Origin of the sequence: Sorangium sp. So ce128 (genome assembly GCF_051525245.1) — a bacterium.
Classification (GTDB): Bacteria; Myxococcota_A; Polyangia; order Polyangiales; family Polyangiaceae; genus Sorangium; species Sorangium cellulosum_B.
In genome coordinates, this window is sequence record NZ_CP150313.1 from 13,042,820 (window position 1) to 13,069,483 (window position 26,664).

Genomic DNA, 26,664 nt, shown 5'->3' on the forward strand with positions numbered 1-26,664 from the left:
CTTCGCGCCGCTTGAGGGGCGCGTTCGCCGCCGCTAAGACGCGGCCATGGGGACGCGCATCGAGAAGGACAGCTTCGGGCCGATCGCGGTGCAGGACGACCGCTACTGGGGGGCGCAGACGCAGCGTTCCCTCGAGAACTTCCGGATCGGGGGCGAGCGCTTCCCGCGGGAGATGATCGCCGCGCTCGCCACCGTGAAAAAGGCGGCGGCGCTCGTGAACCGCGATCTGGGGCTCCTGCCGGCGGACAGGTGCGCGCTCATCGTCGCGGCGGCCGACGAGGTCATCGACGGCAAGCTCGACGACCACTTCCCGCTCGTCGTCTGGCAGACGGGCAGCGGCACCCAGACCAACATGAACGTGAACGAGGTCATCGGGAACCGCGCGATCGAGATGAGCGGCGGCGTGATGGGCTCGAAATCGCCGGTCCACCCGAACGACGACGTGAACAGGTCGCAGAGCTCGAACGACGTGTTCCCGACGGCCATGCACGTCGTCGCCGCGCTCCAGATCGAGCGCCGCCTGCTCCCGGAGGTCCGCCGGCTGCGCGAGACCCTGGCGCAGAAGAGCGCGGCGTTCGTGGACATCGTCAAGATCGGCCGCACGCACCTGCAGGACGCGACGCCGCTCACGCTCGGGCAGGAGTTCTCCGGCTACGTGGCGCAGCTCGACGCCGGCATCGCCGCGGTGGAGCGCGCGCTCCCGCCGCTGCGCGAGCTGGCGCTCGGGGGCACGGCGGTCGGGACGGGGCTCAACGCCCACCCGGAGTTTCCGGCGAAGGTCGCCGCCAGGATCGCCGAGCTCACGGGGGCGCCCTTCGTCACCGCGCCGAACAAGTTCCAGGCGCTCGCGTCGCACGACGCCCTCGTCGCGGCGCACGGCGCGCTGAAGGTGCTCGCCTGCAGCCTGACCAAGATAGCGAACGACGTCCGCTGGCTCGCGAGCGGGCCGCGCTGCGGGATCGGCGAGATCACGATCCCGGAGAACGAACCGGGCAGCTCGATCATGCCGGGGAAGGTGAACCCCACCCAGGCCGAGGCGATGACGATGCTGTGCGCTCAGGTGCTCGGCAACGACGTCGCGGTCGGCATCGGCGGGGCGAGCGGCAACTTCGAGCTCAACGTGTACAAGCCGCTCATCGTGCACAACGTGCTGCAGTCGATCCGGCTGCTCGCCGACGGCTGCGCGTCGTTCGAGGAGCACTGCGCGCGGGGCATCGAGCCGAACCGCGAGCGCATCGAGCGGAACCTGCGCGAGAGCCTGATGCTGGTGACCGCGCTGAACCCGCACGTGGGCTACGACAACGCAGCGAAGATCGCCAAGAAGGCGCACGCCGAGGGCACCACGCTGCGCGACGCGGCGCTCGCGCTGGGGATCCTCGATGGCGAGGCGTTCGACGCGATCGTGCGGCCGGAGAGGATGATCGGGCCCTCGGCGGAGGGGGCGGGCGGGGCTGGGGCGAAGACGGGGTAGCGCCGGGCTTCCCGGCCCGAGAGCCGCCGGGTGACCCTCATCGGGTCGTGGCACGGGGCGCGCGCGGAGCGCCCAGCGCGACTCCGTTGTCATGCACGAGAGGCCCGCGACCCCAGGCCGAGCGTGACATGCCGTGCGCTCGCAGTGGCACAGCATTTTCTGCACGGCCCCATGAGCTCATCGCGACCCATCGACGAGGTGCGGCACCGGTCGATGTCGATGACGGGCGGCCGCCTGAAGGTGGCGGGGGCGGCTCCCGCGGAGGCGCACTCTACTGCGGCTCGGGTGCTGGAGGGCTCGCGCAGCTTGGCGGAGCTCAAGGTGTCCCCGGCATCGGATAACGTTCAATTTTCGAAGAATAGAGCTTGTGCTAAGGCTCGATAGATAAGCGCCGAGGTTCTGTAAAAGAGAACGAAGATCTGGCCGTTGGGCGTAATCTCTATGACAAAAAATGTACGTCTTGTGAAAGGTAAGGTTGTCGTCGAGGATAAGTTTGCGTCGTTGGAAGAGGAGGTTATCAAGGCCAAGTATGGGAGTAAGAGGGTGTTTGAGTTTTGGAGGACCAATCATGCGTCTTTGTCGTTTCTGACAGGGCTGAGCGATATTGAAGATCTGAGCTTGATAAATGCCAAAATCGAAGATCCTTCCGCGCTTTCATGCCTGACCACACTCAAGAGATTGTTTCTGAATGGCGTGAAGGTGAGCTCAGGGTTCGGGTTCTTGTCAGGTCTGAGTCAAATTGAGGAGCTGTATCTGTTGAACCTGAAGGGTGAATTGGCGCTCCCCAGCCTCAAGGGGCTTGATTCGCTAAAGACATTTCGTGTTTGGGGGTGTAAGAGATTTTCGGACGTTTCGGTGCTGGAAGAGGCTCAGGGTCTAGAAGAGGTGGAGTTCGTGGATACGGCCATGGAGCCCGATGATCTTCTTGTGTTGTTCGAGAAGGCGTCGATAAAATATATCAATTCGCAGTTCAGAACAAAAAAGCAGAACGACGTCTTCTCGGAGTACTTGGTGAAATTTAATAAGAATCAATACCGTGGCCCTTGACGGAGCGGCGCGACGAGGCGGAGGCTCGCTCAGCGCACCTCGCGTGTCGCCGCCGTGGGCGTCGGGACGTAGTAGCCGCGGGCGAACAACACGACGTGTCCTCCCGCGTCGAACACCAGATCGAGCGCATCGCCCTGGCGCAGGACGTGAGGACGCCCGCCCGCGGCGCAGTACGCAGGGCTCGGCGTGACGTCGCAGCCGCGGGGGTGGATCCGCGCGCCGCCTGACTCGACGAACACCTCGTCGAGGAGCGTCACCTCGGCCTTCTCCTCGGAGATCCGGATCGTGATCGGCCCGGCGTGGTCCACGAGATCGAGCGACCGCACCGTCACCGAGCGCGCGCGCCGCGCACGTCACGGAAGATCTCGCCGACCCTGCGTGACCTGCCGGCGTCGAGCACGTCGACGTAGGGGCACGCCGCGAGCTCGTCGCAACCCTGCACATGGCGCGTCGGCTTGCGGCCGCTCTCGGTCATCTTGGTCCCGGCGGCGTCGAGCCGAAACGTGACCTGCTCCCTCGCGACCTTCTTCGCCCCCGCGACGCGGTAGCACGCAGTCCACCCGTCCTCGATGTAGCGGGCGGTCGAGGAGACCCCGTCCCCCGCGCGGCGCGGGGGAGCTGTCGAGAGCCTCCAGGCTGAATTCTCTTCGATGCGGCGCCGGATCAAGGAACGGCCCACGGCAGCCGCACCAGGGCGCCGGGAAGGATCCCCTGCTCGCCAGGCAGGTTCCAGACCACCGGCGACACGGGCAGCACCACCGGCGCAAGCGTGACCTCATAGCGGCCCAGCTCGAATGTCGCGCCCGCCTCCGGAAACCCCTGCGTCGGATCGTCGAGCCCCACCAGCGCCTCAGGATCCGCAAGAATGTCCGAGGACGGAAGCTCCGGCGCGCTCGCCTGCGGCAGGTCGGTCACCCGCTGTAGCGCCTCGTCGACCACACGCTTCCAGTTACGTCCCATCTGCGCGGACGGAAGCTCCGCTGCGAGCGCCTCCAACCGCGCCTTGAACTGTGCGTCGGACAGCACCGTCGCGGTCCGCTCTGCGGGCGACCGGGGCGGCGGCCCGACCTCCTGCGCCTGCGCCAGGCCAGGCGCAGCCAGCACCGCGAGCAGCGCCACGGTAGCTTCGTGCGCTCTCCTGCACACCCTCATTCACCACCTCCTTTGCGCGCCTTCGCGCGGCTGACGGACATCCAGCGAGAGGTCGACCACGCGGAGCGCCGGTTATTCCGGCCTTCCGCGCGGCGGCGGGGCGAGCCCGCCTCCGGGAACGGGCGGCGATCGACGTCGATCGCCGCGGGGTTCGGGAGCAACCAGTGTACGCCCATCGCAGGTGCCCGGAAAGGGCAACACGCCTGGTGCGCGCGGGTGCGAGGCGGCGCGTTGACACCCTGTCGACACGTGGGATAGACGAAAGGCGCCTGCCAGCGGCGCTGTTGCCGAGTTCGCTGCGATACCCTCTCGCCCGCCGGCCAGCACGGACGCCAATGACACCTTGCGCATGGACTCGTCGCGGTGCGGATCCTCGATGTGCGCGGCCGCGGCGCCGCGGGGGCAGCGCGGCGCCGGACGGCGCTGCGATCGCCCCAATCCTCCTGGCAGCGGTGGCGCTCTGGTGTCCGCAGGCCAGCGCGCAACCCGCCCAGCGGCAGCCAGCCCAGCCTCCGGCCGCCGACGCGCTCCCGGTTCCCCCGCCCGCCGCGCCGACCATCCCGGTCGCGCCGGCCATCCCGGTCGCGCCGCCGCCCGGCGCGGTTCCCCCCGGTGGTGCGCCGGCCACGCCGCCTTCCGGAGCTGCGCCGCCCAGCGGCGCGCCGGTCACGCCACCTCCAGGCACCCCCGCGGCCACGCCGGACGCACCGCCTGCCACCGTTGCGCCCTCCGCTGTCACCGCACCCGGAGCAGCCGCCGCCAGCACGTCGCCGGCAGGCGCCGCGCCGTCCAGCGCTGCGCCGCCCGCCGTGATCGAGGCCGCACCGTCTCCTGCCGGGTCGGCCGCTGCGCCGGCCGCTGGCGGACCGCCGTTCCAGCTCGCGATCGGCCGCCTCGTGCTCTCTCCCCTCGTGCTCGTGCAGGCGCAGGCCGTCCCCTACGTGGGCGAGGACGCCTTCCTCCAGGCGGGCGACGTCGCCGAGGGGCAGGGGTTCCGCCTGCGGCGCGCCCGCGTCGGCTTCGCGGGGAGGCTCGCCGGGTACGTGCCGTTCGCGGTCTCGGGCGAGCTCGCCGGGGGCGCGGACGCCTCGGCGCGGCTCTCCGAGGCGTGGATCGGCTACGCCCACTTCTCCTTCGCGAACCTCTACTTCGGCGCGCACGACGTGCCGTTCAGCCGCTCCGCGATGGCCGGCGCCGGCGAGGGCGCGCTCATCGAGCGGCCCCTCGCCGTGCGCGCCATGGCGCCCTCACGCCAGGTCGGCCTCCACGTCGAGGGGCACTTCCGGGGCAGGGCGTTCAGCTACTTCGCCGGCATGTTCAACGGCTTCCAGCGCTCGGATCAGTTCTTCGCCGGCTATATCGAGAACGCCGCGAGCTTCGGCAACCGCTTCGACCACATCGCCTACGTCGCGCGGCTCGCCACCGAGCCGCTCGGCCCCCTCCCTCGCTCGGTGCAGGACCTCACCGCCTCGCGCCTCCGCGTCGGCGCAGGCGCGAGCTACTTCTTCAGCGACGGCGGCACGCGCGACATCCACGGCATCGGCGCCGACGTCCTGGTCCAGGCCGCGGGCGCGCACGCGCTGGCCGAGCTCCTCTGGAACCAGAGCGACCCCGAGAGCACCCCGACGCAGCCGCTCGGCCAGCTCGCCCCGGTCACGTCGATTGGGCTCGTCGGCGAGGTGGGGTATTTCGTGAGGCGCATCAAGCTCGGGGTGAGCGCGCGGTTCGAGTGGCTCGATCCCAACCTCGACCTCCCGGACGAGACGGACAGCTGGGCCCTCACCGCCGGCGCGAGTTACCACTTCATCGACAACACGCTCAAGGCGCAGGCCGACTTCACCCACCGGCAGGAGCGCCACGGCGTCGCGCTCGACAACGACGCCGTCGCGCTGCAGCTCCAGCTCAACCTCTAGCGGCCCGCCATGCGAAAACGCCGCTCCGCCCTCGCCCTGCCCGCGCCGCGCGGCGCCCTCGGCCTCCTCGCTCTCCTCGGCCTGGTCGGCCTGGTCGGTTGCGACGAGCCGAACCTCCTGCGCGCCAAGCCGATCGAGAACCGGTTCGAGCTGGTCGGCGGCCCGGTGGCGATGGCCGATGTCGGCGATTTCCTGTTGGAAAACGATGAGATCCGGGTCGCGATCCTCGGCCCGCGCCACTCGCCGGGGCCGGGCGTCTACGGCGGCTCGCTGGTCGACGCCGATCTGCGCCGCCCCGATCCGCGCTTCGCGAGCGCGTCGGGCCGCGACCGCTTCGCCGAGTCGTTCCCGGTCGCCAACCTGCTCGTGCCCGATCCGGGCGCCACCGAGGTCTTCGTGGTCGACGACGGCTCCGACGGGCAGGAGGCGATCGTCCGGGTCGAGGGCGACGGCGGCTTCCTCTTCCACGCGCTCGGCGTGCTGAAGACCCAGGAGGACCTGCTCGGCCTCCTGTTCGACGGCCTCAAGCCGGCGATGCGCTTCCGCACCGACTACGTCCTGCGCCCGGGCGAGCGGTTCGTCACGATCCGCACGACGCTCCTCCTGCCGGACGAGGTGCTCGGGTGCCCGAGCGTCGCCTCGTGCGCGCTCGAGTGCGCGGACGGCCTCGCGGCGGGCGACGACGGCTGCCCCGCGTGCGCCTGCGGGGAGCCGCTCTCGCTCGACAACTACGCGGGCCCCTCCGACATCTTCAGGGGCATCCTTGGCGACGAGCGGAACGGAGATCCCGAGCGGAAGGGCGGGATCGTCGCCGGCGATTTCGTCTTCTTCGGCAACCAGAACGACATCTTCGGCCCTGGCATGGGCTTCGACGAGGAGAAGGCGGTGTTCGACGCCCTCTTCTCTGGCCGGGACACGTTCCAGCAGCCGCTCAGCTTCGATTTCGTCGCCGCGGCCGGCGGCGACGTCAGCTACGGCTATTTCACGAAGGCGCCGGAGGGCGGCCCGCCCTCCACGGTCAACGTCCCCGTCTTCACGAGCGCGGCGACGGCCTTCCTGAGCGCCGGCCGGAGCTGCCTCGCCGCGGGCTCCGACGACGACGCGTGCGACCGGAAGCGGTCGTTCACCTACGAGCGCTACTTCGCCGTGGGCGAGGGCGACATCGCGAGCGTCGCCGAGGTGGTGTACGGCGCCCGGGGCACGCCGACAGGAGCGCTCGAGGGCGCCGTGCGGTGGCGGTCGACGGGCGCGCCCGTGCCGAACGCGCGCGTCCACGTCTTCCGCGACCCCGACCCGGGCGCCGCCTTCGCGAGCGTCGACGCGCTCGTCGAGGCGAACCTCGCGCGCTCGGGGGACGTGGGGCTGCTCAGCTCCGTCGACGCCGACCTCGGGCTCGATCCGGTGGAGGACGGCGACTTCCACGCGCGGCTCGCGCCCGGCGGCTACCTGCTCGTCGCCGAGAACCCCGAGGGCACCGCCGTGTCCGCGCCGATCCGCGTGGCGCTCGGCGCCGGGGCCACGGTCTCGGTGGCGGCGGAGCTGCCGAGCCCCGCGCGGATCGCGTACCGGGTGGTCGACGAGGGCGGCCGGCTCGCGCCCGCCAAGCTGACGTTCATCGCGCTCGACGCCGCGGGCCAGCCGCTCGAGGGCGACGGCACGAGGCGGGTCTACCTCGGCCACGGCCGCCTCGGCAGCGGCGTCCGGCAGATCGAGCGATCGGCGACGGGCGAGGGCGCGGTCGAGATCGAGCCCGGGCGCTACCGCGTCCTCGCCACGCGCGGGCCCGAGTTCGGCCGGTTCGAGGTCCCCGACCTCGATGTGCGCGCCGGGGAGGTCCGGCGGATCGAGGCGGTCGTGCCGCGCGAGGTCGACTCGACGGGCTGGATGTCGATCGACATGCACCTGCACCAGCGCCCGAGCTTCGACAGCGGCCTGCCGCTCGAGGAGCGGGTGACCTCGGCGGTCGTCGAGGGGCTCGACGTCGCGGTGGCCACCGACCACGACGTGCACACGGATCTCGCGCCCGCGGTGAGGCAGCTGGGGCTCGAGCCGCACCTGAAGACGGCGGTGGGCGCCGAGGTCTCGACGCTCGAGCTCGGGCACTTCATCGGCTTCCCGCTCCGCTACGACGAGCTCGACGTGCCGGATCACGGCGTCTTCGACTGGGTCTGCCGCGCGGGCGGGGACGTGATCGACGGGGTGCGCGGCACGGCGGCGGAGGGCGACGACGCGCTCGTGATCGTCGCTCACCCGCGCGACGGGTTCATCGGGTACATCGACCAGCTCGGCGTCGACCCCTTCACGCTGCGCCGGTCGATCCCGACGCTCGAGGCGAGCAACCCGCTGTTCCAGGCGGGCAGCTGCGATTTCGACGCGATGGAGGTCTTCAACGGGAAGCGGCTCGATCTGCTCCGGACCCCCACCGTGCAGGAGGTCGTCGATTTCAACCGGTGCCTGTCCCGGATCGACGCCGCGACGGACGAGGCGTCGCTCCGCGCGGCGTGCGCCGAGCTTCCTGGCGGCCTCCCGGCGTGCAAGCCTGGCGAGCGGTACGCGGCGTGCCAGCAGCGCGCCCGCTCGGCGCTCGCCTGGAGCGTGACCAAGCGGATCCTGACGAGGACGCCCGAGGAGCAGGACGCCGTCTGGGACTTCGACACGACCGCGGCCGACGGGGAGGCGCTCTGCCTGGGAGGCGAGGGCGGCGCGGTCCCGCCGGAGGACGCGGATCGGCCGTGCACCTTCCACGCGGGTCAGGTCGATGACCTGTTCCGCTACCTCGACCACGGCTTCTCGCCGACGCAGGTGGGGAGCAGCGACAGCCACGGCGCCTCGCTGGAGCCGGGCTTCCCGCGCACCTATTTCCGCTCGCCGACCGACCAGCCGGCGGCGCTCGATCTCGAGGAGGCGACCGGGGCGCTCCGCGCGGGCAGCGCGTTCGCCACGTATGGGCCATTCATCCGCGCGAGCGTGGGCGGCGCGACGTTCGGCGGCGTGGCGCGCGTCGAGGGCGACACGGTGCCGCTCGCCCTGCGGATCGAGACGGCGAGCTGGTTCGGCGTGGATCGCGTCGAGGTCTACGTGAGCGGCCGCCTGGTCCGGGTGCTCGAGCCGCCTTCGGGGCCGTCGGCGATCGTGGACGTCGACGAGCGGCTCGTGTTGCCGGCGCCGCCGTCGGACGGCTGGGTCGTCGTGGTGGCGATGGGCCTGCGCGACGAGAACCTCCTCACGCCGGTCGCGCTGCCGGTGTCGTTCGGCGAACTCCAGCTGCCCCGGGTCGCGAGCCTCGCGTTCACGCAGGTCGAGGCGCTCTCCCGGTTCTTCACGGCGTCGCCGCCGGTCCCCGACTGGTACCCGGTGGCGCCTTACGCGGTCACGAACCCCATCTTCCTGGATCGCGACGGCAACGGCGTCTACGACGCCCCGCGCGGCCCGCCCCCGTTCTGCGCGAGGCCGTGCGACCCGGCCGTGCTCGATCCGTCGCAGTGCCCGGAAGGGCAGCAGTGCCTGGTGAACGAGCGCGTCTGCGGGATCTTCGTGCTCGGCCGCTGCGAGGACAAGCAGGCGTCGCCGTAGCGCCCAAAAGGTGGGCGCGCGCGCGCGGCCCGCGCAGACCTCACCAACGGGCAGGAGCGACGGCGGAGCGCGCCGCGCGCTCAGCGGGGCCGTGCGGCAGGGGACGGCGTGATCGCGTGGGCGATGGCGCTCTGGAGCGTCGAGCGGGTGATGATGCCGCGGAGGTCGATCCCGCCCTGCGTGAGCGCACGGGCGACCTCCGGCTGCATCCCGGTCAAGATCGCCTGCGCGCCGAGCAGCCGCAGCGCCGAGGCGGTGCGGATCAGCGAGTCGGCGACCCCGGCGTCGACGCGCTTCAGGCCGGTGATGTCGATGATCACGATGGACGGGTTGTGGCGCTCCACCCCGGCGAGGGTCGCCTCCAGCACCTGCGCGGCGCGCGCCGCGTCCATCGTCCCGATGAGCGGCATGACCAGGACGCGATCGGTGATCGGGATGATGGGCGTCGCCATCTCCGAGAGGCGCAGCCGCTGCACCCCGATGATCTCCTCCTGGAGCGCTGCCCGGGCCTGCTCGGCGCGCTCGCGCTCGCGGAGCTCCTCGAGCAGCAGCTCGTTGGCCCGGTTCAGCTCGTCTGCCTGCTTCGACAGGCGCTCGTTGACCGAGAACAGCTCCTCGGTGCGCCGCTGCACCTCGCTCTCGAGCCGATCGTTCATGGCGCGGTGCCTCTCGGAGACCTCCTGCAGCCGGCCGTAGAGCAGCGCGTTCTCGAGCGCCGCCGCGACCTGCGCGCCCAGGAGGCGGAGCAGCTCGGTCTGCTCCGGGGTGAAGGCGCCGCTCGCGAGCGTGTTCTCCACGTACAGCACGCCCGTCAGCCGGTTCTGGTGGACGAGCGGGAGGCCCATCACCGACTTTGGCCGGCGCGCGGCGAGGTAGGGATCCGCCGCGAACCGAGGGCTCGCCGCGGCGTCGTCCAGGATGAGCAGCTCTCGCGTCCGCGCCACGTAGTGGACCACGCTGACCGGCAGGGCCGAGGACTCCTCCAGCGGACGCCGGAGCTCCACCTCGATCGACGCAGGATCGATGGTGACGGACGCCTCGATGAACAACCGCTCTTCGCGCGCGAGCACCAGGAAGCCGCGCTGGCCGCCGGCGCTCGCGAGGACGGCGCGCATCACGCGGTCGAGCGCCTTCCCGAGCACGAGCTCGCTGGAGATCGCGTGCGTCGTCTGCAGCACCGCCGCGACGTCGGCGAGCTTGTGGAGGAGCGGGTGGCTCACCGACATCGAGCTCGATCTCGCGGCGGCCTTCTCGTGCTCCGCCGCGGGCCCCCGAGCGATGGGGAGCGGGTCGAGCCCGTGCTGCCGGATAAGCTCCGTGGCTTTTCGCTCTGCCCCCCACTGCCGGTAGGCGTGCATCGCCGCGTCCAGGTAGAGCGTGGCGATGCGCCGCCGGCCCTTGCGAGCGTAGTACAGGCCAGCCAGCTCCGACGCGAGCGCCTCGTACTGCACGAACTCGCTCTGACGGGCGGCGTCGATGGCGTCGTCGTAGAGCCCCATCGCCTCGACGTCGCGGCCGGAGGCGCGCGCCGCCTCGGCCAGGACGAGGACGTGCTTCACGCGGAAGTTGTCGGGGCAATGGCGCGCCCAGAGCTCGAGCTTCTCGAGCGACGCGGAGAGCGCCCCGGCGTGCCGCTCGCGCTCGCGCTCGCCATGCTCGCCGAGCGCGACCAGCGTGAGCGCGAGATAGAAGTGATAGGTCGCCTCGATCGGCATCGCCATGACGGCCCCGAGCACCGGGCGCGCCGCCTCCGCGGCGGCGAGCGCCTCCTCGGGGCGTCCCTGGGAATAGAGCAGGATGAGCCGGATGATGTGGTAAAAGGCGATACCGCACCCGAAGCTCGCCCGGGTGAGCGCGGCCAGGCATTCCTCCTCTGCAAAGCCCTCCTCGCTCAGCGAGGCGTCGGCCGCCGTGAGCCCCTTCAGGCTGCGCAGGAACTGCTGCTCCAGCCGGATCGTCTCGAGGACGGCGTGATTGCCTGTCTTGCGCGCGAACGACGCGAATCGCTCGGCGACGCGGTGGACCTCCGCCAGCGGATCGCCCTTCTCGTAGACCTGCCAGACGGTCTCGAAGGCCAGGTAGCTCGCGTACACCAGATCGCCGGCCTCGATGCACGCGAGGAACGCCCGCTCCAGGATGGGGAGATCGTTCCGGATGTGCTGGACCCAGAAATTGATGTGATCGCCGTGGAGGTGCAGCAGCGTCCCCCGCAGCGAGATGTCCCCGAGCTTCTCGTTCAGCCGGATCGACATCTCCGAGAAGCGGAATCCCGACGGGATATCGCCGAACGCCGCGACGAGCATGAGCCCGTAGACGCTGTAGGCGAAGCACGACGCCTCGGTGTTGCCGTGCCGCAGCGACAGGTTCAGCATCTTCAGCGCGATGAGCGGGAACACGCCCGGCCGCCCGATGTACGCGCAGGGAGCGCAGTCGGCGAGCAGGTTGATGACCGCGCGGATCTGCTCGTCGGCGAGCAGCGGCGCGTTCAGGATGTCCTCGATGCTCCTGCCCGCCATGCTCTCCGGGATCTGCGCGACCTCGGCGGAGACGGCGGCGCCGATCTCCTCGCTCGCCCCGGGGATCTCGACGCCGAACAGGCGCAGCGCCTCCTGTCCGACGGTGACGCCCTCGTCGTAGCGGCCGGCGACCTGGTAGAGCTTCATCCGCAGGCTCTGGACCCGCGCCCGATCGAGGTTCGACGCCGCCACCTCGAGCAGCCGCTGGAACAGCGCCTCGGCCTCGGTGAAGCGGCCGCACAGGTACTCGCACTCGGCCGCCTCCAGCGTGAGCGCCCAGCGCAGCGCCTGATCCCGCGAGGCGCCGTCGTCTCCGAGCGCGCTCCGCCCGGCGCTGAAGTACTCCGCCGCGGCCCCGTACGCGGTCGAGCTCTTGGCCTTCCTCCCGGCGCGCAGGTTCAGGCGCGCGAGCAGATCGCGCTCGCCGGGATCGGCGATGAGGGCGGCACCATAGTTAAGATGGTTTACAGTGTCGAACAGCTGCTCTTCCTGCGGCTCGCCGCGCTGGCTGGCCAGCATCAGGCGGCCTACGCGCAGGTGGGCGGCACATCTGTGCTCGTCCGCGATGAGGGCATAGGCCGCCTGCTGGACGCGATCGTGCAAGAACTGGTAGGAGACGGCGAACGACGCGTCGGTCGCGGGCTCGCCGTGGGACGGGTCTTCCGGGTGCACGAGCCGGTAGTCGGCGTCGATGGGGAGCAGGACCCCTTCCTGCATGGCCGCCCAGAGATCCTGCGCCGCCTGCGCGGCCGGCAGCTCGGAGATCGTCGCGAGCGTGCGCAGGTCGAACCGGTGCCCGATGCACGCGGCGAGCGTCAGGGCGCGCTGGGTGGGCGGCGCGAGCCTCTGCAGCTTGGCGATCATGAAGTCGACGACGTTGTCCGTCACGGCCCGCGACTCGATGGCTGCGAGATCCCATGTCCATCTGCCGGTCTCCGGGTCGCACCGGAGGAGCCCGTCGTCGCTCAGCATTCGCAGGAACTGCCCGATGAAGAACGGGTTGCCCAGCGTCTTGTCGTGGATGAGCTCGGAGAGCTGGGCGACGTCCTGCGCCGCGCGGCCGAGGGCGTCCGAGGCGAGCGCCGTCACGTCGTCCTGCGAGAGCGGGGCGAGGGGGATGTCGGTCACGGCCGCGTTCGCGGCGCGGACGGCGTCGAGGGTGATGACGAGCGGGTGTGCCGGGCTCACCTCGTTGTCGCGGTACGCCCCGACGACCAGGAGATGGCGTGTATCGGCGTCGGTGAGCAGGAGCCGCAGCAGCCTGAGCGACGCCGGGTCCGCCCACTGGAGGTCGTCGAGGAAGAGGACCAGCGGGTGCGCCGGAGCGGCGAATACGCCAAGGAAGCTCCGGAACACCATGTCGAAGCGGTTCTGCGACTCGGAGGGGCCGAGCGCCGCGACCGCGGGCGCCTCGCCGACGATGAGCGCGAGCTCGGGGATGAGGTCGACGAGGAGCCCGGCGTTCGGGCCGAGCGCCGCGCCGAGCTCCGCTCGCCAGTGGGCCAGCGCGTCTGTCCGCTCGGAGAGGAGCTGCTGCACGAGCCCCCTGAACGCCTGGACGACCGAGGCGCAGGGCACGCCGCGGTTCAGCTGATCGAACTTGCCGTGCGCGAAGTGGCCGCCGACCCTGGCGATGGCCTTGTAGGTCTCGTGGACCAACGCGCTCTTGCCGACGCCGGAGTAGCCGGAGACGAGCACGAGCTCCGCGGCGCCCGCGCGGGCCCGCTCGAAGGCGGCCAGGAGCCGGTCCCGCTCCTCGTCTCGGCCGTAGATCTTCTGCGGGACGCGCAGCTCGTGGCTGCGATCGCGCTGACCGACGGGGAAGGGGTGGACCCGGCCTGTCTGCTCGAGGGACCGCAGGCACTCCGCGAGGTCTGCCTTGACGCCGTACGCGCTCTGGTAGCGGTCCTCCGGCGCCTTGGCGAGGAGCTTCATGACGATCTCGGAGACCGGCCGGGGGACGTCCCCGCTGCGCTCGTGCGGCGGGGCGGGCTGCCGCGCGATGTGGCTGTAGAGGACGTCCACCGGATCGCCGTCCGGGAACGGCAGGGCTCCGGTCAGCATTTCATACAGCGTGACACCGAACGAGTAGAGGTCGGCGCGGTAATCGATGCCCCTGTTCATGCGCCCTGTCTGCTCGGGCGACATGTACGCGAGCGTGCCTTGCAGGGTGGACGCCGAGGTCGACTGTTGAAACTCCTGCTTGAGCCGCGACGAGGCGCCGAAGTCGATGAGCGTGGCGCGGCGCAGGTCCGAGCTGACGATGATGTTGCTGGGATTGATGTCCTTGTGCGTGACGTGACAGCGGTGCACCGCGCCGATGGCGTCGGCGATGGCCGCCGAGAGCGCCAGCGCCGCGCGGAGGTCCAGCCGGCGATCGTCGAGGATCGCCCTCAGGGTCGTGCCCTCGACCGCCTCCGTGACGAGGGCGAGGCCGCCGCGCGTCCTCTCGAGCGAGCACACCCTCACCACGGACTCGAGATCCAGATCGCGCAGGAGGCTGAACTCGTGCCGCAGCAGGGCGAGATCGCGGACGCTCGGGTGCTCCCCCTTCAGCGTCTTGATGACGACCGGCCGCTGATCCGCGGCGCGGCGGCCGCGGTAAACGTGGGTCTTGCCGCCCTCATGGATCAGCTGCTCGACGACGTGTCCTGGCAGATCGAACGGTGCTGTGGTGGTCATGACGTGCTTGCGCTCCACCTCGTGATGGCTTCGTCCACACGTACCGTGCGGCAGATTACGTCCGGGAAGGACCAGTATAGGGCGGTCTTCTGCGGATTCACCCAGGGAGTGCAAAGAAGGGGGCTCGACGTGTGCTGTGTCACGCTGCAACGCCGCGTCCCTTGTCGTTGTGTGTGATGCGGAGTACTCGACGCGAAGCACCCAGGTTCGTTCCTGGGCGCGGGTGAGGCGTTTCCGGGGCCGCCCGGCCCTCGTGGCGGGGCGCCTCACAGGCGGCAACCAAGCTTCGCGCCGCGTTCTCCTACATCCGAACGTTTACGTGGTCGTGGTCGTGGTCGTGGTCGTGGTCGTGGTCGTGGTCGTCAACGGTAGGCCGTGAACGACCACGACCACGACCACGTAAACGTTCACGACCACGTAAACGTTCACGTTGGTGACCGATGGTGGGGTGGAGGGGGGGCGGGCTTCGCGCCCTGAGCGTGACCGAGCTTGGTTAACGCCTATGCCCCGAGGGCCTACCGTGAGCGTGCCATCAAGGACCCCTCTGGCGACGCGCAGCTCGGGTGGTCGAGGAGGCCGCGCGGCTGCGACGCGAGATCGAGGGTCGGATCGACGAGGTCGCGGAGGGGACCTCCGTTCAGCGACGCGACGACCGTGGCCGTGACGATGGGCCGCACCCCGGAGTCCTTTTGCAAGCGATCGGCCACGTGGTGCGCGAAGTCGACGAGCATGTCGGGCCGCGCGCACATCTCCCCGAGCTGGCGGCTCGTGAGCCACGCCTCGACGTCGAGCGGCTCGCGCACGCCGGTCCTCGGATCCAGCACGTGGATCCCGAGCTCGCTCACATTCTTGTCGCGCAGCTTCATGCGCCACGAGAAGCGGTGTCCGGCCTCGTTCCAGGCGACGTCGCCCGGATAGACCCAGTGCCGGAGCGGCACCACGAGGTGGAACAGGAGATACCCGTGGAGCAGCGCGAGCGGCAGCGCGCTCCGGCGCGGCGCGGCGGGCGAGGGGACGCGGGCGACGTCGCCGGGGGCGTCCGCGCCCTTGAACAGGAAGGGCAGTCGCCGCCTCGGCCACGAGGGATCGCCGAACAGCGCGAGCGAGGCGATCATCGCGTAGGGGAAGATACCGATCTTGAACAGGAGGGCGTTGGACAGGTTGAACGCCACGGCGAGCGCCGCGCCGAAGGGGAAGGTGCGCCGGGAGAAGAGCAGGAAGCCCATCGAGAGGTCGATGAAGAGCCCCGCATACGAGAGCGCGAGCCCCGCTGTCGGCGAGGCCAGGAGCGGCCCGACGAGGGGCGCGTCGCCGTGCGCGGCGAGCCACATGGTGAGCGGCTGCCCCCGGAGCCAGTCGCCGTTCAGCTTCGCGACGCCGCCGTAGAAGTAGACGATGGCGATCTGGGCCTTCAGGGCGAAGAGATAGAAGCGCGGCACCGTCTCCGCCGGCGCGCCGGGCGCCGCCCCTGCGGGCGAGGCGCGCCGCGCGCGGAGGCGATCCAGCGAGAGCGCGCGGTGCGCCGGGGCGGCGGCGAGCAGCAGCCCGAGGAGGCAAAGGAGATAGAGGTGGTTGAGGTATTGTGCCTTGTCGAGGAGGAAGACATAGGTGAGCGCAGCGCAGAGGAGCGCGGCGCTCACCCGGTAGAAGAGCCCGACGGCGCAGAGCAGCGCGAGGACGAAGAGGGCGCCGAAGTGCCAGTACATCCCAGTCCCGCCCCACGGGCGGACGAGGGGGACGAAGCTGAAGAAGAAGCCTGGCTCGATGTAATAGCGGTAGATCCGATCGTGGAGGGCGTACCGGACGACCTCCCACGCGATCAGGGCGCCATAGCCGGCGCGGAAGACGGCGAGCGAGGCGGCGTCGACCTCGGCGGTGAGGTAGGCCGCCCAGCGCCGCGCGAGGTCACTTCCAGTGCCCGTGCCCGCGCCCGTGCTTGTGCTTGCCCTTGTGCTTGCCGTGCACGTGGATGTGGACCCTTCGCCCGTCGTCGTCATCGTCGTCGTCGTCATCGTGGACCACCACCACGCCAGGAGCCCTGTTGACCTTCACATCCACGTTCCACGCCGTCGCCACCACGACGTTGAGGGCAGGCGCGCTCGGGCCGACGATGACGTGCACGCCGGGGCGGTAGCCGACGAGCACCACGTCGGCGTGCGTCGGGTGCGCCACGACGACGGTGAGCTTCACCGGGTTGACCTTCGCCCCGACCTTGCCGACGCAGTAAAGGCCGCCCGGGCCGGGGGTGAGCACGACGAGCTCGGAGCCCTGTCCCACGAAGCCGAGCTTGATCTTGCGGTCGCCGACGGGGATCGGCTTCAGGTCCGCGTCGAGGACGTAGACTCTGACCTGACCGGAGGCCTTGTCCGCGACGACCTCGATCGTGTCGTCGCCGACCACCTGGATCACCCCGCCGTTCGGGCCCGTCTTGCCGGGGGGGATGGGCCTCTTCTCGGCCTTTCTCGCGCCCTCGACGATGACCTTCGTGCCCCCTGAGGGCACGTGGAGCGTGCCATTCCACGGCTTCCCGGAGACGCTGATGTTGTACTTCACCTCGGTGAGATCGGCCTCGAGCTTGGGCCCGGTCGCGACGAGGAGCCCTGTCTTCGCGTCGAGCGCGAGCGGGGCCTGCGCGTCGCCGTTCGGCCCTTTCCAGGTGAGCGTGCCGCTCACGTCCTTGTCGATGGGTTTGCCGTCAGGCGCCTTCACGATCGCCTTCACGGCGCCGTCGGGCGCGAACTCCCACCCGACCGAGCCGCCGTCGTGCTCCTCGGTCAGCGGATCTTCGATCGCCACGGGGACCGCCTGGACCGACTCCTCGGTCACGCTGGCCTCGGCGGTGGTCTTGCACCCTGTCGCGAAGGGGCTACCGGCGATCAAGGTGGTCAGGGCCACCACGGAAAGGATGCTCTTGGCTTGCATCAAAGCCTCCAAGCGCAGGAGGGTATCGCAACCGCCGCGCCGCGTCTGCACGAACCGCCTCGTTCCACGGCGATGAGGGGCACGGGCGACGACATTGGATGTGCGGTGACCACTTCGCCCGTGATCGTCGCTCGCGCGTGCCTCCGGCGTGGGCTCGTAGGGCTCGAAGAAGCCTTGTGCGGAGTGCCTCGTGGGATGACGAGCGATGTGGATGCTCTGGGCATATCGCCGAGCGCGCTGGCGAACGCGGCGGACGCCTGTGGCAGCTCGCCAGGCGCAATCGCGGCGTGCCGGATGCTCGTGGCGGCTCACCAGGGCGAGCGTGCGTGGTGTTGCCGATGCCTGGGGCGGTTCGCCAGCCGCCGTCACGCGCCTCTGGAGGCTCCTCGGCGTCTTCGCGCCTGGGCTTCCCCCCAGCGCCTCTTCGGGCTAGCGTCCCGGACGAGCCCGTCCTGCCATGTCCCAGCGCGTCTATGTCGGCCTCGTCGGCTACGGCCTCGCCGGCGCCGTTTTCCACGCCCCGCTGATCCGTTCCGTCTCTCGGCTGCGCCTCGCCGCCATTGCGACCCGCCGGGAGGGCCAGGTCATGGCCGACCACTCGGGCGTCGCCGTGCATCCGACGCCCGAGGTGCTGATCGCCGAGCCAGGGATCGACCTCGTGGTCATCGCCTCGCCCAACGAGACCCACTTCCCGCTCGCGCGCGCCGCGCTCGAGGCGGGCAAGCACGTGGTCGTCGACAAGCCGTTCACGATCACGAGCGCCGAGGCCGACGAGCTCATCGCGCTGGCCGCGCGCCGGGGCCGGCTCCTCTCGGTCTTCCAGAATCGCCGCTGGGACGCGGACTTCCGCACCGTGCGCAGCTGCATCGAGCAGGGTCTGCTCGGCGAGGTGGCCTCGTACGAGGCGCACTTCGATCGCTTCCGCCCCGCCATCAAGCAGGGTTGGCGAGAGCAGGAGGCGCCGGGCTCGGGGATCCTGTACGACCTCGGCGCGCACCTGATCGATCAGGCGCTCGTGCTCTTCGGCTTGCCGCGCGCGGTGACCGCCGACGTCCTCGCGCAGCGCTCCGGGGCGCGCACGGTGGACTATTTCCACCTGACGCTCGACTACGGCAAGCGCCGGGTGATCGTGCGCTCCTCGACGCTGGTGCCCGAGCCGGGGCCGCGCTTCGCGGTCCATGGCGACGGCGGGAGCTTCCTCAAGCACGGGATCGACGGCCAGGAGGACGCCCTCAAGGCAGGCACACGCCCGGGTGTACCGGAGTGGGGGCGTGACGACCCGCGCTCGTTCGGCACGCTCGTCACGGCGAGCGGCGAGCGCCGCGTAATCGAGAGCCTGCCCGGCGCCTACGAGGCCTATTACGAGGGCATCGCGGCGGCGATCCTCGACGGCGCCCCGCCGCCGGTGCGCGCCGAGGAGGCGCGCGACGTGATCCGCGTCATCGAGGCCGCGATGAAGAGCGCCGTCGAGCGGCGGACGATATCGCTGGGGGCGTGATCGACGCTGCGCAGGAAAACCGCTGCTTGCGTTGAGAAGCGGTTGAAGAGCGCATGTTCACGCGACCTCCGTCGCTTCCTACCGAGGGTGCCTATCGGGCGGTGGGAATGCGCCGATATCCGAGGTGCGTCACCAACGACAGCGGTAGTCCTCGAGAGGGACGGCGGTAGGCCCGCGGTGAGGGTGCTCGCCGGGCGGGGTGGGGGATGAGCCGATGTCTGAGGTGGGTTAAAAAGGGACGGCGGTAGGCCCGCGGCGAGGGTGCTCGTTGGGCGGGGTGGGGGATGGGCCGATGTTTGAGGTGGGTTAAAAAGGGACGGCGGTAGGCCCGCGGCGAGGGTGCTCGTTGGGCGGGGTGGGGGATGGGCCGATGTTTGAGCCCGAGGCATCTCTCCTCCGGCGAAGCTGGAGGAGAGATGTCTCGGGCGAGTTCGGCGGGGCCCCCGCCCCGCCCAACGAGCACCCTCGCCGCGGGCCGGGCAATTCGGAAGATCGCGCACAGCAAGGCCGCTGCACGCTCGACGCCCTCTCGGGCCAGAAGATCAGCGCGCCGCCGCCATCGCCGCCTGCATCGCGATGCCCATCTCGGCCGGCGTGGCGGCCACCTTGGCCCCCGCCGCCTCGAGCGCCGCGATCTTCTCGGCCGCCGTGCCCTCGCCGCCCGCGATGATCGCGCCGGCGTGGCCCATGCGCTTGCCCGGAGGCGCCGCGCGGCCGGCGATGAACGCGGCCACCGGCTTCTTCATGTTCTTCTTGATCCACGCCGCCGCGCGCTGCTCGGCCGTCCCACCGATCTCGCCGATCAGCACCACGCCGTGGGTGTCGGGATCCTGGTTGAAGAGCTCGAGCACGTCGATGAAGTCCATGCCGCCGACCGGATCGCCGCCGATACCCACGCAGCTCGACTGGCCGATGCCGAGGGCGCTCAGCTGGCCGACCGCCTCGTAGGTCAGCGTGCCCGAGCGGGAGAGGACGCCGATGTGGCCCTTCTTGTGGATGTGGCCCGGCATGATCCCGATCTTGCACTCTCCCGGGGTGATCACGCCGGGACAGTTCGGCCCGATGAGCCGCGTCGGCTTCCCCTCGAGGAAGCGACGGACGCGGATCATGTCGAGCACCGGCACGCCGTCGGTGATGCAGATGACGAGCTTGCAGCCCGCATCGACGGCCTCGGTGATCGCGTCGGCCGCGCCGACCGGCGGCACGAAGATGCACGAGACATCGGCGCCCTCGTTGCGCACGGCCTGCTCGACCGTGTCGAAGATCGGCACCTTGTCTTCGAATCGCTGGCCGCCGCGGCCCGGCGTCACGCCGGCGACGACCTTCGTCCCGTACTCGATGCAGGCGCGGGCGTGCTGCGACCCGTAGGCGCCCGTGATGCCCTGGAAGACGACCCGCGTGTCCTTGTTGACGAGGATGCTCATCGCTTGATTACTCTACCTTCAACGTGGACAGGAGCTCGGCCATCGCCGCTGGCTCGCTGCTCAACTGGGTTCGAGGCTCGGTGCTCGCGGGCGCCCTAGGCGCCGGCCTTGCCGCCGCGCGTGGCGGCCACGATCTTCTGCGCGCCATCGGCCATGGAGCTCGCCGACTGGATGGTCAGGCCGCTCTCGTCGAGCAGCTTGCGGCCGGCCTCGACGTTCGTCCCCTCGAGGCGCACCACGAGAGGCACCTTGAGCCCGAGCTCCTTCGCCGCGGCGATGACCCCGGCCGCGACGACGTCGCAGCGCATGATGCCGCCGAAGATGTTCACGAAGACGCCGCGGACCCGCTCGCTCCGGAGGATGATCTGGAACGCGGTCTTCACCTGCTCCTGCGAGGCGCCGCCGCCGACGTCCAGGAAGTTCGCCGGCTTTCCGCCGTAATGGAGGATGATATCCATCGTCGCCATCGCGAGCCCGGCGCCGTTCACGAGGCAGCCGATGTCGCCGTCGAGCGACACGTAGGACAGCCCGGCCCGCTTCGCCTGCAGCTCGACCGGATCCTCCTCGTCGACGTCGCGCATCCCGTTCCAGTCGGCGTGCCGGAACTCGGCGTTGTCGTCGAAGCTCACCTTCGCGTCGAGCGCGAAGACGTCGCCGGCGCCGGTCACGACGAGCGGGTTGATCTCGAGCAGCGAGCAGTCCTCCGCGGTGAAGCACGCATAGAGCGAGGCCACGAGCTTCAGGAACTGGCGCTGCGTCTCCTTCGCGGTGAGCCCGAGCGCGATCGCGAGCTGCCGCCCCTGGTACGGGGCGAGGCCGAGCACCGGATCGATGAAGAGCTTGTAGATCTTCTCCGGCGTGCTGTGGGCCACCTCCTCGATGTCCATGCCGCCCTCGGTCGAGGCGATCACCGCGACGCGGCGGCGCTCGCGATCGACGAGCATCGCGAAGTAGAGCTCGCGCGCGATGTCGAGGCCCTGCTCGATGTAGAGCCGCCGGACCTTCTGCCCCTCGGGGCCCGTCTGCTTGGTGACGAGCTGCATGCCGAGGATCTTCTCGGCGAGGGCGGTCGCCTCCGCGCTGCCACCCTTCGCGACCTTGACGCCGCCGCCCTTGCCGCGGCCGCCCGCGTGGATCTGCGCCTTCACGACGACGACCGGGTTGCCTGTCTGGGCGATCAGCCGATCGGCGATCGGCGCCACCTCACTTGCCTGGAAAGCGGGCTCCCCTTTCGGTACCGGCACTCCGTAGCGAGCGAAGAGCTGCTTGCCTTGATACTCGTGGATTTTCATGAGAGGGGCCGCCACCCTATCACAAGGCCGCGCCCGCGCGAGACTCGAAAAACAGGGCCGACGGACGTCGGTGTGCCCGGTGCCTTGGCCTTACCCTGGCCGCGCGCGAGTCACGTGTTACGTTTTGTTACGCTCCGGCACGTTACGTTTCGAGTGTTTCGCGCCGGCTCACCCATCCATGGAAAAGTGCGGCGGCGCAGCGCTCGACGTCGTCTGGCTTGGCGGTGCATGACGTCGGCGCCCGCGGCGCTGCGCCCAGGCGCGTGCGGCGCGGGGCCACAGCGCCGCTTCCGTCGCCTCACTTGGTGGCGTAGGGCGGCGGCTCAGGCCGGCGGAGCGCCACGAGGGTGAACAGGCCGGGCAGGATGTCGTCCTCGACCCTGGAGACCTTGCCTTCGAGGCTGATCTTGAGCTCATCGAACGGCGTGTAGGTGAGCCCGGCGCTCGCGGAGACGCTCGGCTGAGGCGCGAACAGAAAGGCAGAGAGGGCGCCTTCCGGTTCGTAGAGAGCCTGGACTCTAAAGACCGGATGGATTGCCACCTTCGGGAGGACATTGGCGATGATCTCGCCTCCCACCCAGGGATTCAGCGCGATCGCTCCCGCCTCGTCCGCCGCGCCGACCAGCCCGACGCTGCCGTCGATCGACACGGACAGCGCCTCGGCCGGGTAGAGCTCCAGGGCGACGACCGCCGAGTAGAAATCGATCGACGGATACAGCGCGACGCCCGACCAGGTCGACCAGAGCGGCTGCATCGTGGTGAGACCGGCGCCGAACGTCGGCGCGTCGACGTCGAGATCGAAGCCGCCGAAGAGGTTGATCTCGTATCCCTCGCCGAGGACGAGCCCGGGCTCGACGCCGAGCATCCGGCCCGGGACGGTGCTGATCATGGTCGAGGTCGTCGGGAAAGTGTTGATCCAGCCGTCCCAGTCCTCGAGGCCAATCGGGTGCGTGATGATGCCCAGCCGGAGGTGGTGATCCTCGCGGCCAATCTGGAGCATCGCCCACTCGGGCGGGCCGATCTTGATCCCCGGCGTCAGCAAGGACCACGTGGGGTAGACGAACGCCGGCAGCCCGAACGCCGGCAGCCCGAGCGGCGCCGTGGTCGCCTGCACGTCGAGATCGAGCCGGAAGTACAGCGAGCCGCTCGCGAGCCGGAGCCCGACCTCGGCCTGCGCGAGCGCGTCGAAGCGAAGGGCCGCGGGCTGCTCGCGGTGCACGCCCGCGACGACGCTGGTCCCCCCTCCCACCCAGGTGTCGATGTCGGCCGGGAGCGCGGCGAGGTGCGGTAGCAGCTGGGCCTCCTCTCTCTCTCTGGGTCTCCGGACGGCGGCTGTCCTCGATCAGCGAGCGGCGACGAGCGCCCCCGCGGCGATCACCGCCCCGCGCCGGCCGTCGCGGCCCGCAGGCGCTCGACCAGCGGGCGGATGACGTCGCTCCGCAGCTTGTAGGACGCGCGGTTCGCGATGAGCTGAGTGCTCACCTCGGTGACCGTCTCGAGCACCTCGAGGCGGTTCTCGCGCAGCGTCGAGCCCGTCTCGACGATATCGACGATCAGGTGGGAGAGCCCGACGAGCGGCGCGAGCTCCACCGAGCCGTGGACGGGGATGATCTCCGCCACCACGCCCTTTCTCGCGAAGTGATCCCCGGCGATCCGCGGGTACTTCGTGGCGACGCGCGGCAGATCGGGCACCTCCGTGTCCTCCGGCCCGGCCACGACGAGGCGGCAGCGGCCGATGCCGAGATCGAGCGGCGTGTAGAGATCGTGGCGGCGCTCGAGGAGCGTGTCACGGCCGGAGACCCCGAGATCGGCGGCGCCGTACTCGACGTAGGTCGGGACGTCGTCCGGCTTCAGGAACACGTACCGGAACGCGCCGTCCGCCGTCGGCCGGACCAGGCGGCGATCGTTCTCCTCGAGGGGCGTGCTGTCGAGGCCCGCGCGCCGCACGAGCGGGATGAGGTCCTTCAGGATCCGCCCCTTGGGGACGGCGATGGTGAGGGGCTTCGTCATCCGGCCCGCCCCTCGACGCGCACCGTGTCGGCGCCTAGCTGCGCGAGCTTGCGCTCCATGAACTCGTAGCCGCGATCCAGGTGGTAGACGCGCAGCACCTCGGTCTCGCCCTCGGTCGCCACGAGCCCGGCGATGACGAGCGACGCGCTCGCGCGCAGATCGGTGGCCATCACGGTCGCGCCCGACAGCGGCGCGCCGCCGTGCACGTGCGCCGTGTGGCCGTCCACGTCGATGTGCGCCCCCATCCGCGAGAGCTCGGGGACGTGCATGAAGCGGTTCTCGAAGATGGTCTCGACGATGCGCGACGTGCCCTGCGCGAGGCACATCAGGACCATGAACTGCGCCTGCATGTCGGTCGGGAAGCCCGGGTGCGGCGCCGTCGTGACGTCGACGGCGCGCAGCGGCCGCCCCTCGCGGCGGACGCGCACGCAGTCGCCCTCGCGGCCCACCTCGACGCCCGCCTGGCGGAGCTTGGCCGCGACCGCCTCGAGGTCCTCGAGCGGCGCGTTCTCGATCAGCACGTCGCCGCCGGCCGCGGCCGCCGCGACCATGTACGTGCCGGCCTCGATCCGGTCGGAGATGATCGCGTGGTCGAACGGCTCCAGCTCGTCCGCGCCCTCGATGTGGATGACGTCCGTGCCGGCGCCGCTCACGCGCGCGCCCATCTTGTTGAGCACCCGGCCGAGCTCCTCGACCTCGGGCTCGCGCGCGCAGTTGACCAGCGTGGTCCGCCCCTTCGCGAGCGCCGCGGCCATCATCAGGTTCTCGGTGCCGGTCACCGTCGGCAGATCGAACACGACCTCCGCGCCGCGCAGCCGCTTGCACTCCGCGACGATGTAGCCGCGCGACAGCCGGATCGTCGCGCCGAGCGCCTCGAGGCCCTTGAGGTGCTGATCCACCGGGCGCGTCCCGATCTGGCAGCCGCCGGGGAGCGACACCTTGGCGCGGCCGAAGCGCGCGAGCAGCGGGCCGAGGACCATGACGCTCGCGCGCATCTGCTTGACGAGCTCGTAAGGCGCCTCGGGCCGCACGTTGTCGCCGGCGCCGACCTTCACGAGCGGCGGCGCGGTCTCGACGTTGCGCCCGAGGAACCGGAGCAGCGCCGAGGTCGTCTCGATGTCGCGCAGCGCTGGCACGTTGCGGAGCAAGCTCTCCCCGTCGGAGAGCAGCGTCGCGCAGAGGATCGGCAGCGCGGCGTTCTTCGCGCCGCTGATGCGGATCTTGCCGGAGAGCGGCTTCCCGCCCCGGATCCGGATGGAGTCCATGCCCCCGCTATCGCACAACCCGCGGCGGAACGCGATGTTTCGGGGGCCGCGCGCCGCGCGCCGTGTTTCGCCCCGCGCTCGGCGCCGGCGGTCGCGATCGCCGCCGGCTCACCGCGCGGGGCCGGCGGGCGACGGGACCCACTTTCCCGTGCGCTTCCCGTGCGCTCGTCTAGTCTCCACCGGCCATGCGACCGAGCGCCATCGCCCTGTCCTCGCTGCTCGCCGCGTCTGTGGCCCCGCTCGCAGCCGCGCAGCCGTCGGCCGATCTCCGCGGGTTCCGCGCCTCGATCGACCCCGGGGCCGGCGTCTACCTCGAGCCCGCCGCGACCCCGGACACGGGCGAGTGGAGCGCGAGCCTCTGGGCCTCGTACGCCTACCGCCCCATCGTGCTCCGCGATCCCGCCTCGGGCGAGGTCCGCTTCGACGTCATCCGCCACCAGGTCAGCGCGGATTTCGCGGCCGGCGTGGGCATCGCGCGGCGCTTGCTCGTCGGGCTCACGCTGCCCGTGGTCCTCCACCAGACCGGCGACGCGCCCATGTCCGACGCCACGCGGGTGCTCGGCGACACGTGGCTCCCGGCGCAGGCGCTCGGTGATCTCGGCCTCGTCGGCAAGCTCACGCTCGTGCAGCCCACCGGCGGCGATCTCGGCGGGCTCGCGCTCGCGCTGCACGAGCGCTTCACGCTGCCCACGGGGGACGAGGCGTCGTTCGTGGGCGAGGGGGGCGTCACGAACGAGCTCAGGCTCCTCGCCGAGTACCGCCTGATCGCGCTCGGCGCGCACCTCGCGGCGGGGGTCAAGCTCCGCGCCGGCGAGGCCCGCTTCGGGTGCCAGGCGACCCCGGCCCCCGCCGCGGGCGACGATCCGTGCCCCACGGTGTTCGGCCACGAGCTCCCCTTCGGCCTGGGCCTCTCGTTCCGGCCGCAGATCCTGGGCATCGACCCGGAAGGGCGCGCCACGTTCTTCCTGGAGGCGCACGGGCACCTCCCGCTCTCGCCGATCGCGCCGTTCGCGAGCCAGGAGGCGGCCGCGCTCGAGCTCGGCCTCGCCGCGCGCTACGCGCTGGGCGACGTCTCGTTCCTGGCCGGCGTCGAGACGGCGCTGGCCGGCGGCGTCGGCACCACGCCGCTGCGCGCCGTCCTCTCGGTGGCCTGGACCCCGCGCGTCCACGACGCCGATGAGGACGGCGTTCCGGACGACGTCGACCAGTGCGGCGAGCTCGCGGAGGACCGCGACGGCTTCCAGGACGACGACGGGTGCCCCGAAGGGGACAACGACGAAGACGGCGTCTTCGACGACGAGGACCGCTGCCCCACGCAGAAGGAAGACGAGGACGGCGTCGCGGATGAAGACGGGTGCCCTGACCCGTGACGCCGGGCCGTGGACGATCCATGACGACGTGGACCGCATGAGCGACGACGGCTACACGAAGCACGGCGGCGGCCGCCACGAGGGGCCCTCCCGCACCTCGCCGTATCCCCTGAGCCGGCTCTCCGCGCCGCACGAGCTCGTCGACGTGGCGCGGGAGATCCAGCAGGCGGACGCGCTGCTCGGCGCGGTCACAGGCGGCAAGCTCGCGCAGATCGCGCGGCAGATCCGGTCGCTCCAGGAGGAGGCGCGGCGGGTCCTCGAGGCGGCGCAGCGCGACGGCGAGCTCCACCGGGCGGCGTGCAACTTCAAGAAGCGGCCCGGCCACGTCTACCACCTGTACCGGCGCGGCGACGGCGTCCCTTACCTCTCGATGCTCTCGCCGGAGGAGTGGGGCGGCTCGCCGCCGCACGCGTTCGAGGGCTCGTACCGCCTCGAGGTCGACATGTCGTGGACGCCGGCGCAAGAGGCCGAGGCGCACGACGCGGAGGCCGGCGCGCTCGCGCGGCTCACCGGCCGCGGCGCCTGACCG

At 70.8% G+C, this 26,664-nt stretch carries 18 protein-coding genes; 7 read left to right on the plus strand and 11 right to left on the minus strand.

Annotated features, from left to right (window positions below; all coding sequences use genetic code 11):
- The first annotated feature begins 46 nt into the window (after window positions 1-46).
- Window positions 47-1,471, plus strand: a complete 1,425-nt coding sequence (fumC, locus tag WME82_RS49495; protein WP_438041019.1) for a class II fumarate hydratase — start codon at window positions 47-49, stop codon at window positions 1,469-1,471.
- Window positions 1,472-1,933: 462 nt separating this feature from the next.
- On the plus strand, window positions 1,934-2,518 hold the full coding sequence (locus WME82_RS49500; protein ID WP_438041020.1) for a hypothetical protein: 585 nt from the start codon (window positions 1,934-1,936) through the stop codon (window positions 2,516-2,518).
- Window positions 2,519-2,547: 29 nt separating this feature from the next.
- Here the strand turns inward: WME82_RS49500 and WME82_RS49505 are convergent, their stop codons facing one another.
- The 3 genes from WME82_RS49505 to WME82_RS49515 are packed head-to-tail and all read right to left on the minus strand — an operon-like array spanning window position 2,548 to window position 3,637.
- Entirely contained in the window at window positions 2,548-2,850 is a 303-nt protein-coding gene (locus WME82_RS49505) for a hypothetical protein (protein ID WP_438041021.1), read from the minus strand.
- Window positions 2,847-3,197, minus strand: coding sequence for a hypothetical protein (locus WME82_RS49510; RefSeq protein ID WP_438041022.1), 351 nt, complete (start codon window positions 3,195-3,197; stop codon window positions 2,847-2,849). The genes WME82_RS49505 and WME82_RS49510 overlap by 4 nt, the downstream gene beginning before the upstream one ends.
- Window positions 3,182-3,637, minus strand: coding sequence for a hypothetical protein (locus WME82_RS49515; RefSeq protein ID WP_438041023.1), 456 nt, complete (start codon window positions 3,635-3,637; stop codon window positions 3,182-3,184). Before WME82_RS49515 ends, WME82_RS49510 begins: the two co-directional genes overlap by 16 nt.
- An 842-nt stretch (window positions 3,638-4,479) precedes the next feature.
- On the opposite strand from WME82_RS49515, the gene WME82_RS49520 reads away from it, so the two are divergent.
- On the plus strand, window positions 4,480-5,583 hold the full coding sequence (locus WME82_RS49520) for a porin (RefSeq protein WP_438041024.1): 1,104 nt from the start codon (window positions 4,480-4,482) through the stop codon (window positions 5,581-5,583).
- A 9-nt stretch (window positions 5,584-5,592) separates the two neighbouring features.
- A complete protein-coding gene (locus WME82_RS49525; protein ID WP_438041025.1) occupies window positions 5,593-9,156 on the plus strand; it encodes a PHP domain-containing protein in 3,564 nt (1,187 codons plus the stop codon).
- A gap of 80 nt (window positions 9,157-9,236) precedes the next feature.
- On the opposite strand, the gene WME82_RS49530 is transcribed toward WME82_RS49525, so the two are convergent.
- The 3 genes from WME82_RS49530 to WME82_RS49540 form a co-directional block, all read right to left on the minus strand.
- A complete protein-coding gene (locus WME82_RS49530) occupies window positions 9,237-14,354 on the minus strand; it encodes an AAA family ATPase (RefSeq protein WP_438041026.1) in 5,118 nt (1,705 codons plus the stop codon).
- 515 nt (window positions 14,355-14,869) lie between these two features.
- A complete protein-coding gene (locus WME82_RS49535; protein ID WP_438041027.1) occupies window positions 14,870-16,366 on the minus strand; it encodes an HTTM domain-containing protein in 1,497 nt (498 codons plus the stop codon).
- Window positions 16,260-17,276 carry a hypothetical protein gene (locus WME82_RS49540; protein WP_438041028.1) on the minus strand — a complete coding sequence of 339 codons (1,017 nt, stop codon included), beginning with the start codon at window positions 17,274-17,276 and terminating at the stop codon, window positions 16,260-16,262. The genes WME82_RS49535 and WME82_RS49540 overlap by 107 nt, the downstream gene beginning before the upstream one ends.
- 457 nt (window positions 17,277-17,733) lie before the next feature.
- On the opposite strand from WME82_RS49540, the gene WME82_RS49545 reads away from it, so the two are divergent.
- On the plus strand, window positions 17,734-18,774 hold the full coding sequence (locus tag WME82_RS49545) for an oxidoreductase (RefSeq protein ID WP_438041029.1): 1,041 nt from the start codon (window positions 17,734-17,736) through the stop codon (window positions 18,772-18,774).
- Window positions 18,775-19,316: 542 nt separating this feature from the next.
- On the opposite strand, the gene sucD is transcribed toward WME82_RS49545, so the two are convergent.
- From sucD to murA, 5 genes are all read right to left on the minus strand, one after another.
- On the minus strand, window positions 19,317-20,198 hold the full coding sequence (sucD, locus tag WME82_RS49550; protein WP_437743365.1) for a succinate--CoA ligase subunit alpha: 882 nt from the start codon (window positions 20,196-20,198) through the stop codon (window positions 19,317-19,319).
- A 95-nt stretch (window positions 20,199-20,293) separates the two neighbouring features.
- On the minus strand, window positions 20,294-21,490 hold the full coding sequence (gene sucC / locus WME82_RS49555) for an ADP-forming succinate--CoA ligase subunit beta (RefSeq protein WP_438041030.1): 1,197 nt from the start codon (window positions 21,488-21,490) through the stop codon (window positions 20,294-20,296).
- Window positions 21,491-21,788: 298 nt separating this feature from the next.
- The gene (locus WME82_RS49560; RefSeq protein WP_438041031.1) at window positions 21,789-22,739 is read right to left on the minus strand and encodes a hypothetical protein; all 951 of its coding nucleotides are present in this window, start codon (window positions 22,737-22,739) and stop codon (window positions 21,789-21,791) included.
- A 125-nt stretch (window positions 22,740-22,864) separates the two neighbouring features.
- Window positions 22,865-23,500: an ATP phosphoribosyltransferase gene (gene hisG / locus WME82_RS49565; protein WP_437743368.1), complete on the minus strand. Its 636-nt coding sequence runs from the start codon at window positions 23,498-23,500 to the stop codon at window positions 22,865-22,867.
- The gene (murA, locus tag WME82_RS49570; protein WP_437743369.1) at window positions 23,497-24,765 is read right to left on the minus strand and encodes a UDP-N-acetylglucosamine 1-carboxyvinyltransferase; all 1,269 of its coding nucleotides are present in this window, start codon (window positions 24,763-24,765) and stop codon (window positions 23,497-23,499) included. Before murA ends, hisG begins: the two co-directional genes overlap by 4 nt.
- Before the next feature lie 185 nt (window positions 24,766-24,950).
- Here murA and WME82_RS49575 point away from each other — a divergent pair, with 185 nt between their 5' ends.
- Both WME82_RS49575 and WME82_RS49580 read left to right on the plus strand, forming a co-directional pair.
- Window positions 24,951-26,135: a hypothetical protein gene (locus WME82_RS49575; RefSeq protein WP_438041032.1), complete on the plus strand. Its 1,185-nt coding sequence runs from the start codon at window positions 24,951-24,953 to the stop codon at window positions 26,133-26,135.
- Window positions 26,110-26,661 (plus strand): DUF2452 domain-containing protein, encoded by a 552-nt coding sequence (locus tag WME82_RS49580; RefSeq protein ID WP_437743371.1) that lies wholly within the window; start codon window positions 26,110-26,112, stop codon window positions 26,659-26,661. The genes WME82_RS49575 and WME82_RS49580 overlap by 26 nt, the downstream gene beginning before the upstream one ends.
- Window positions 26,662-26,664: the final 3 nt, after the last annotated feature.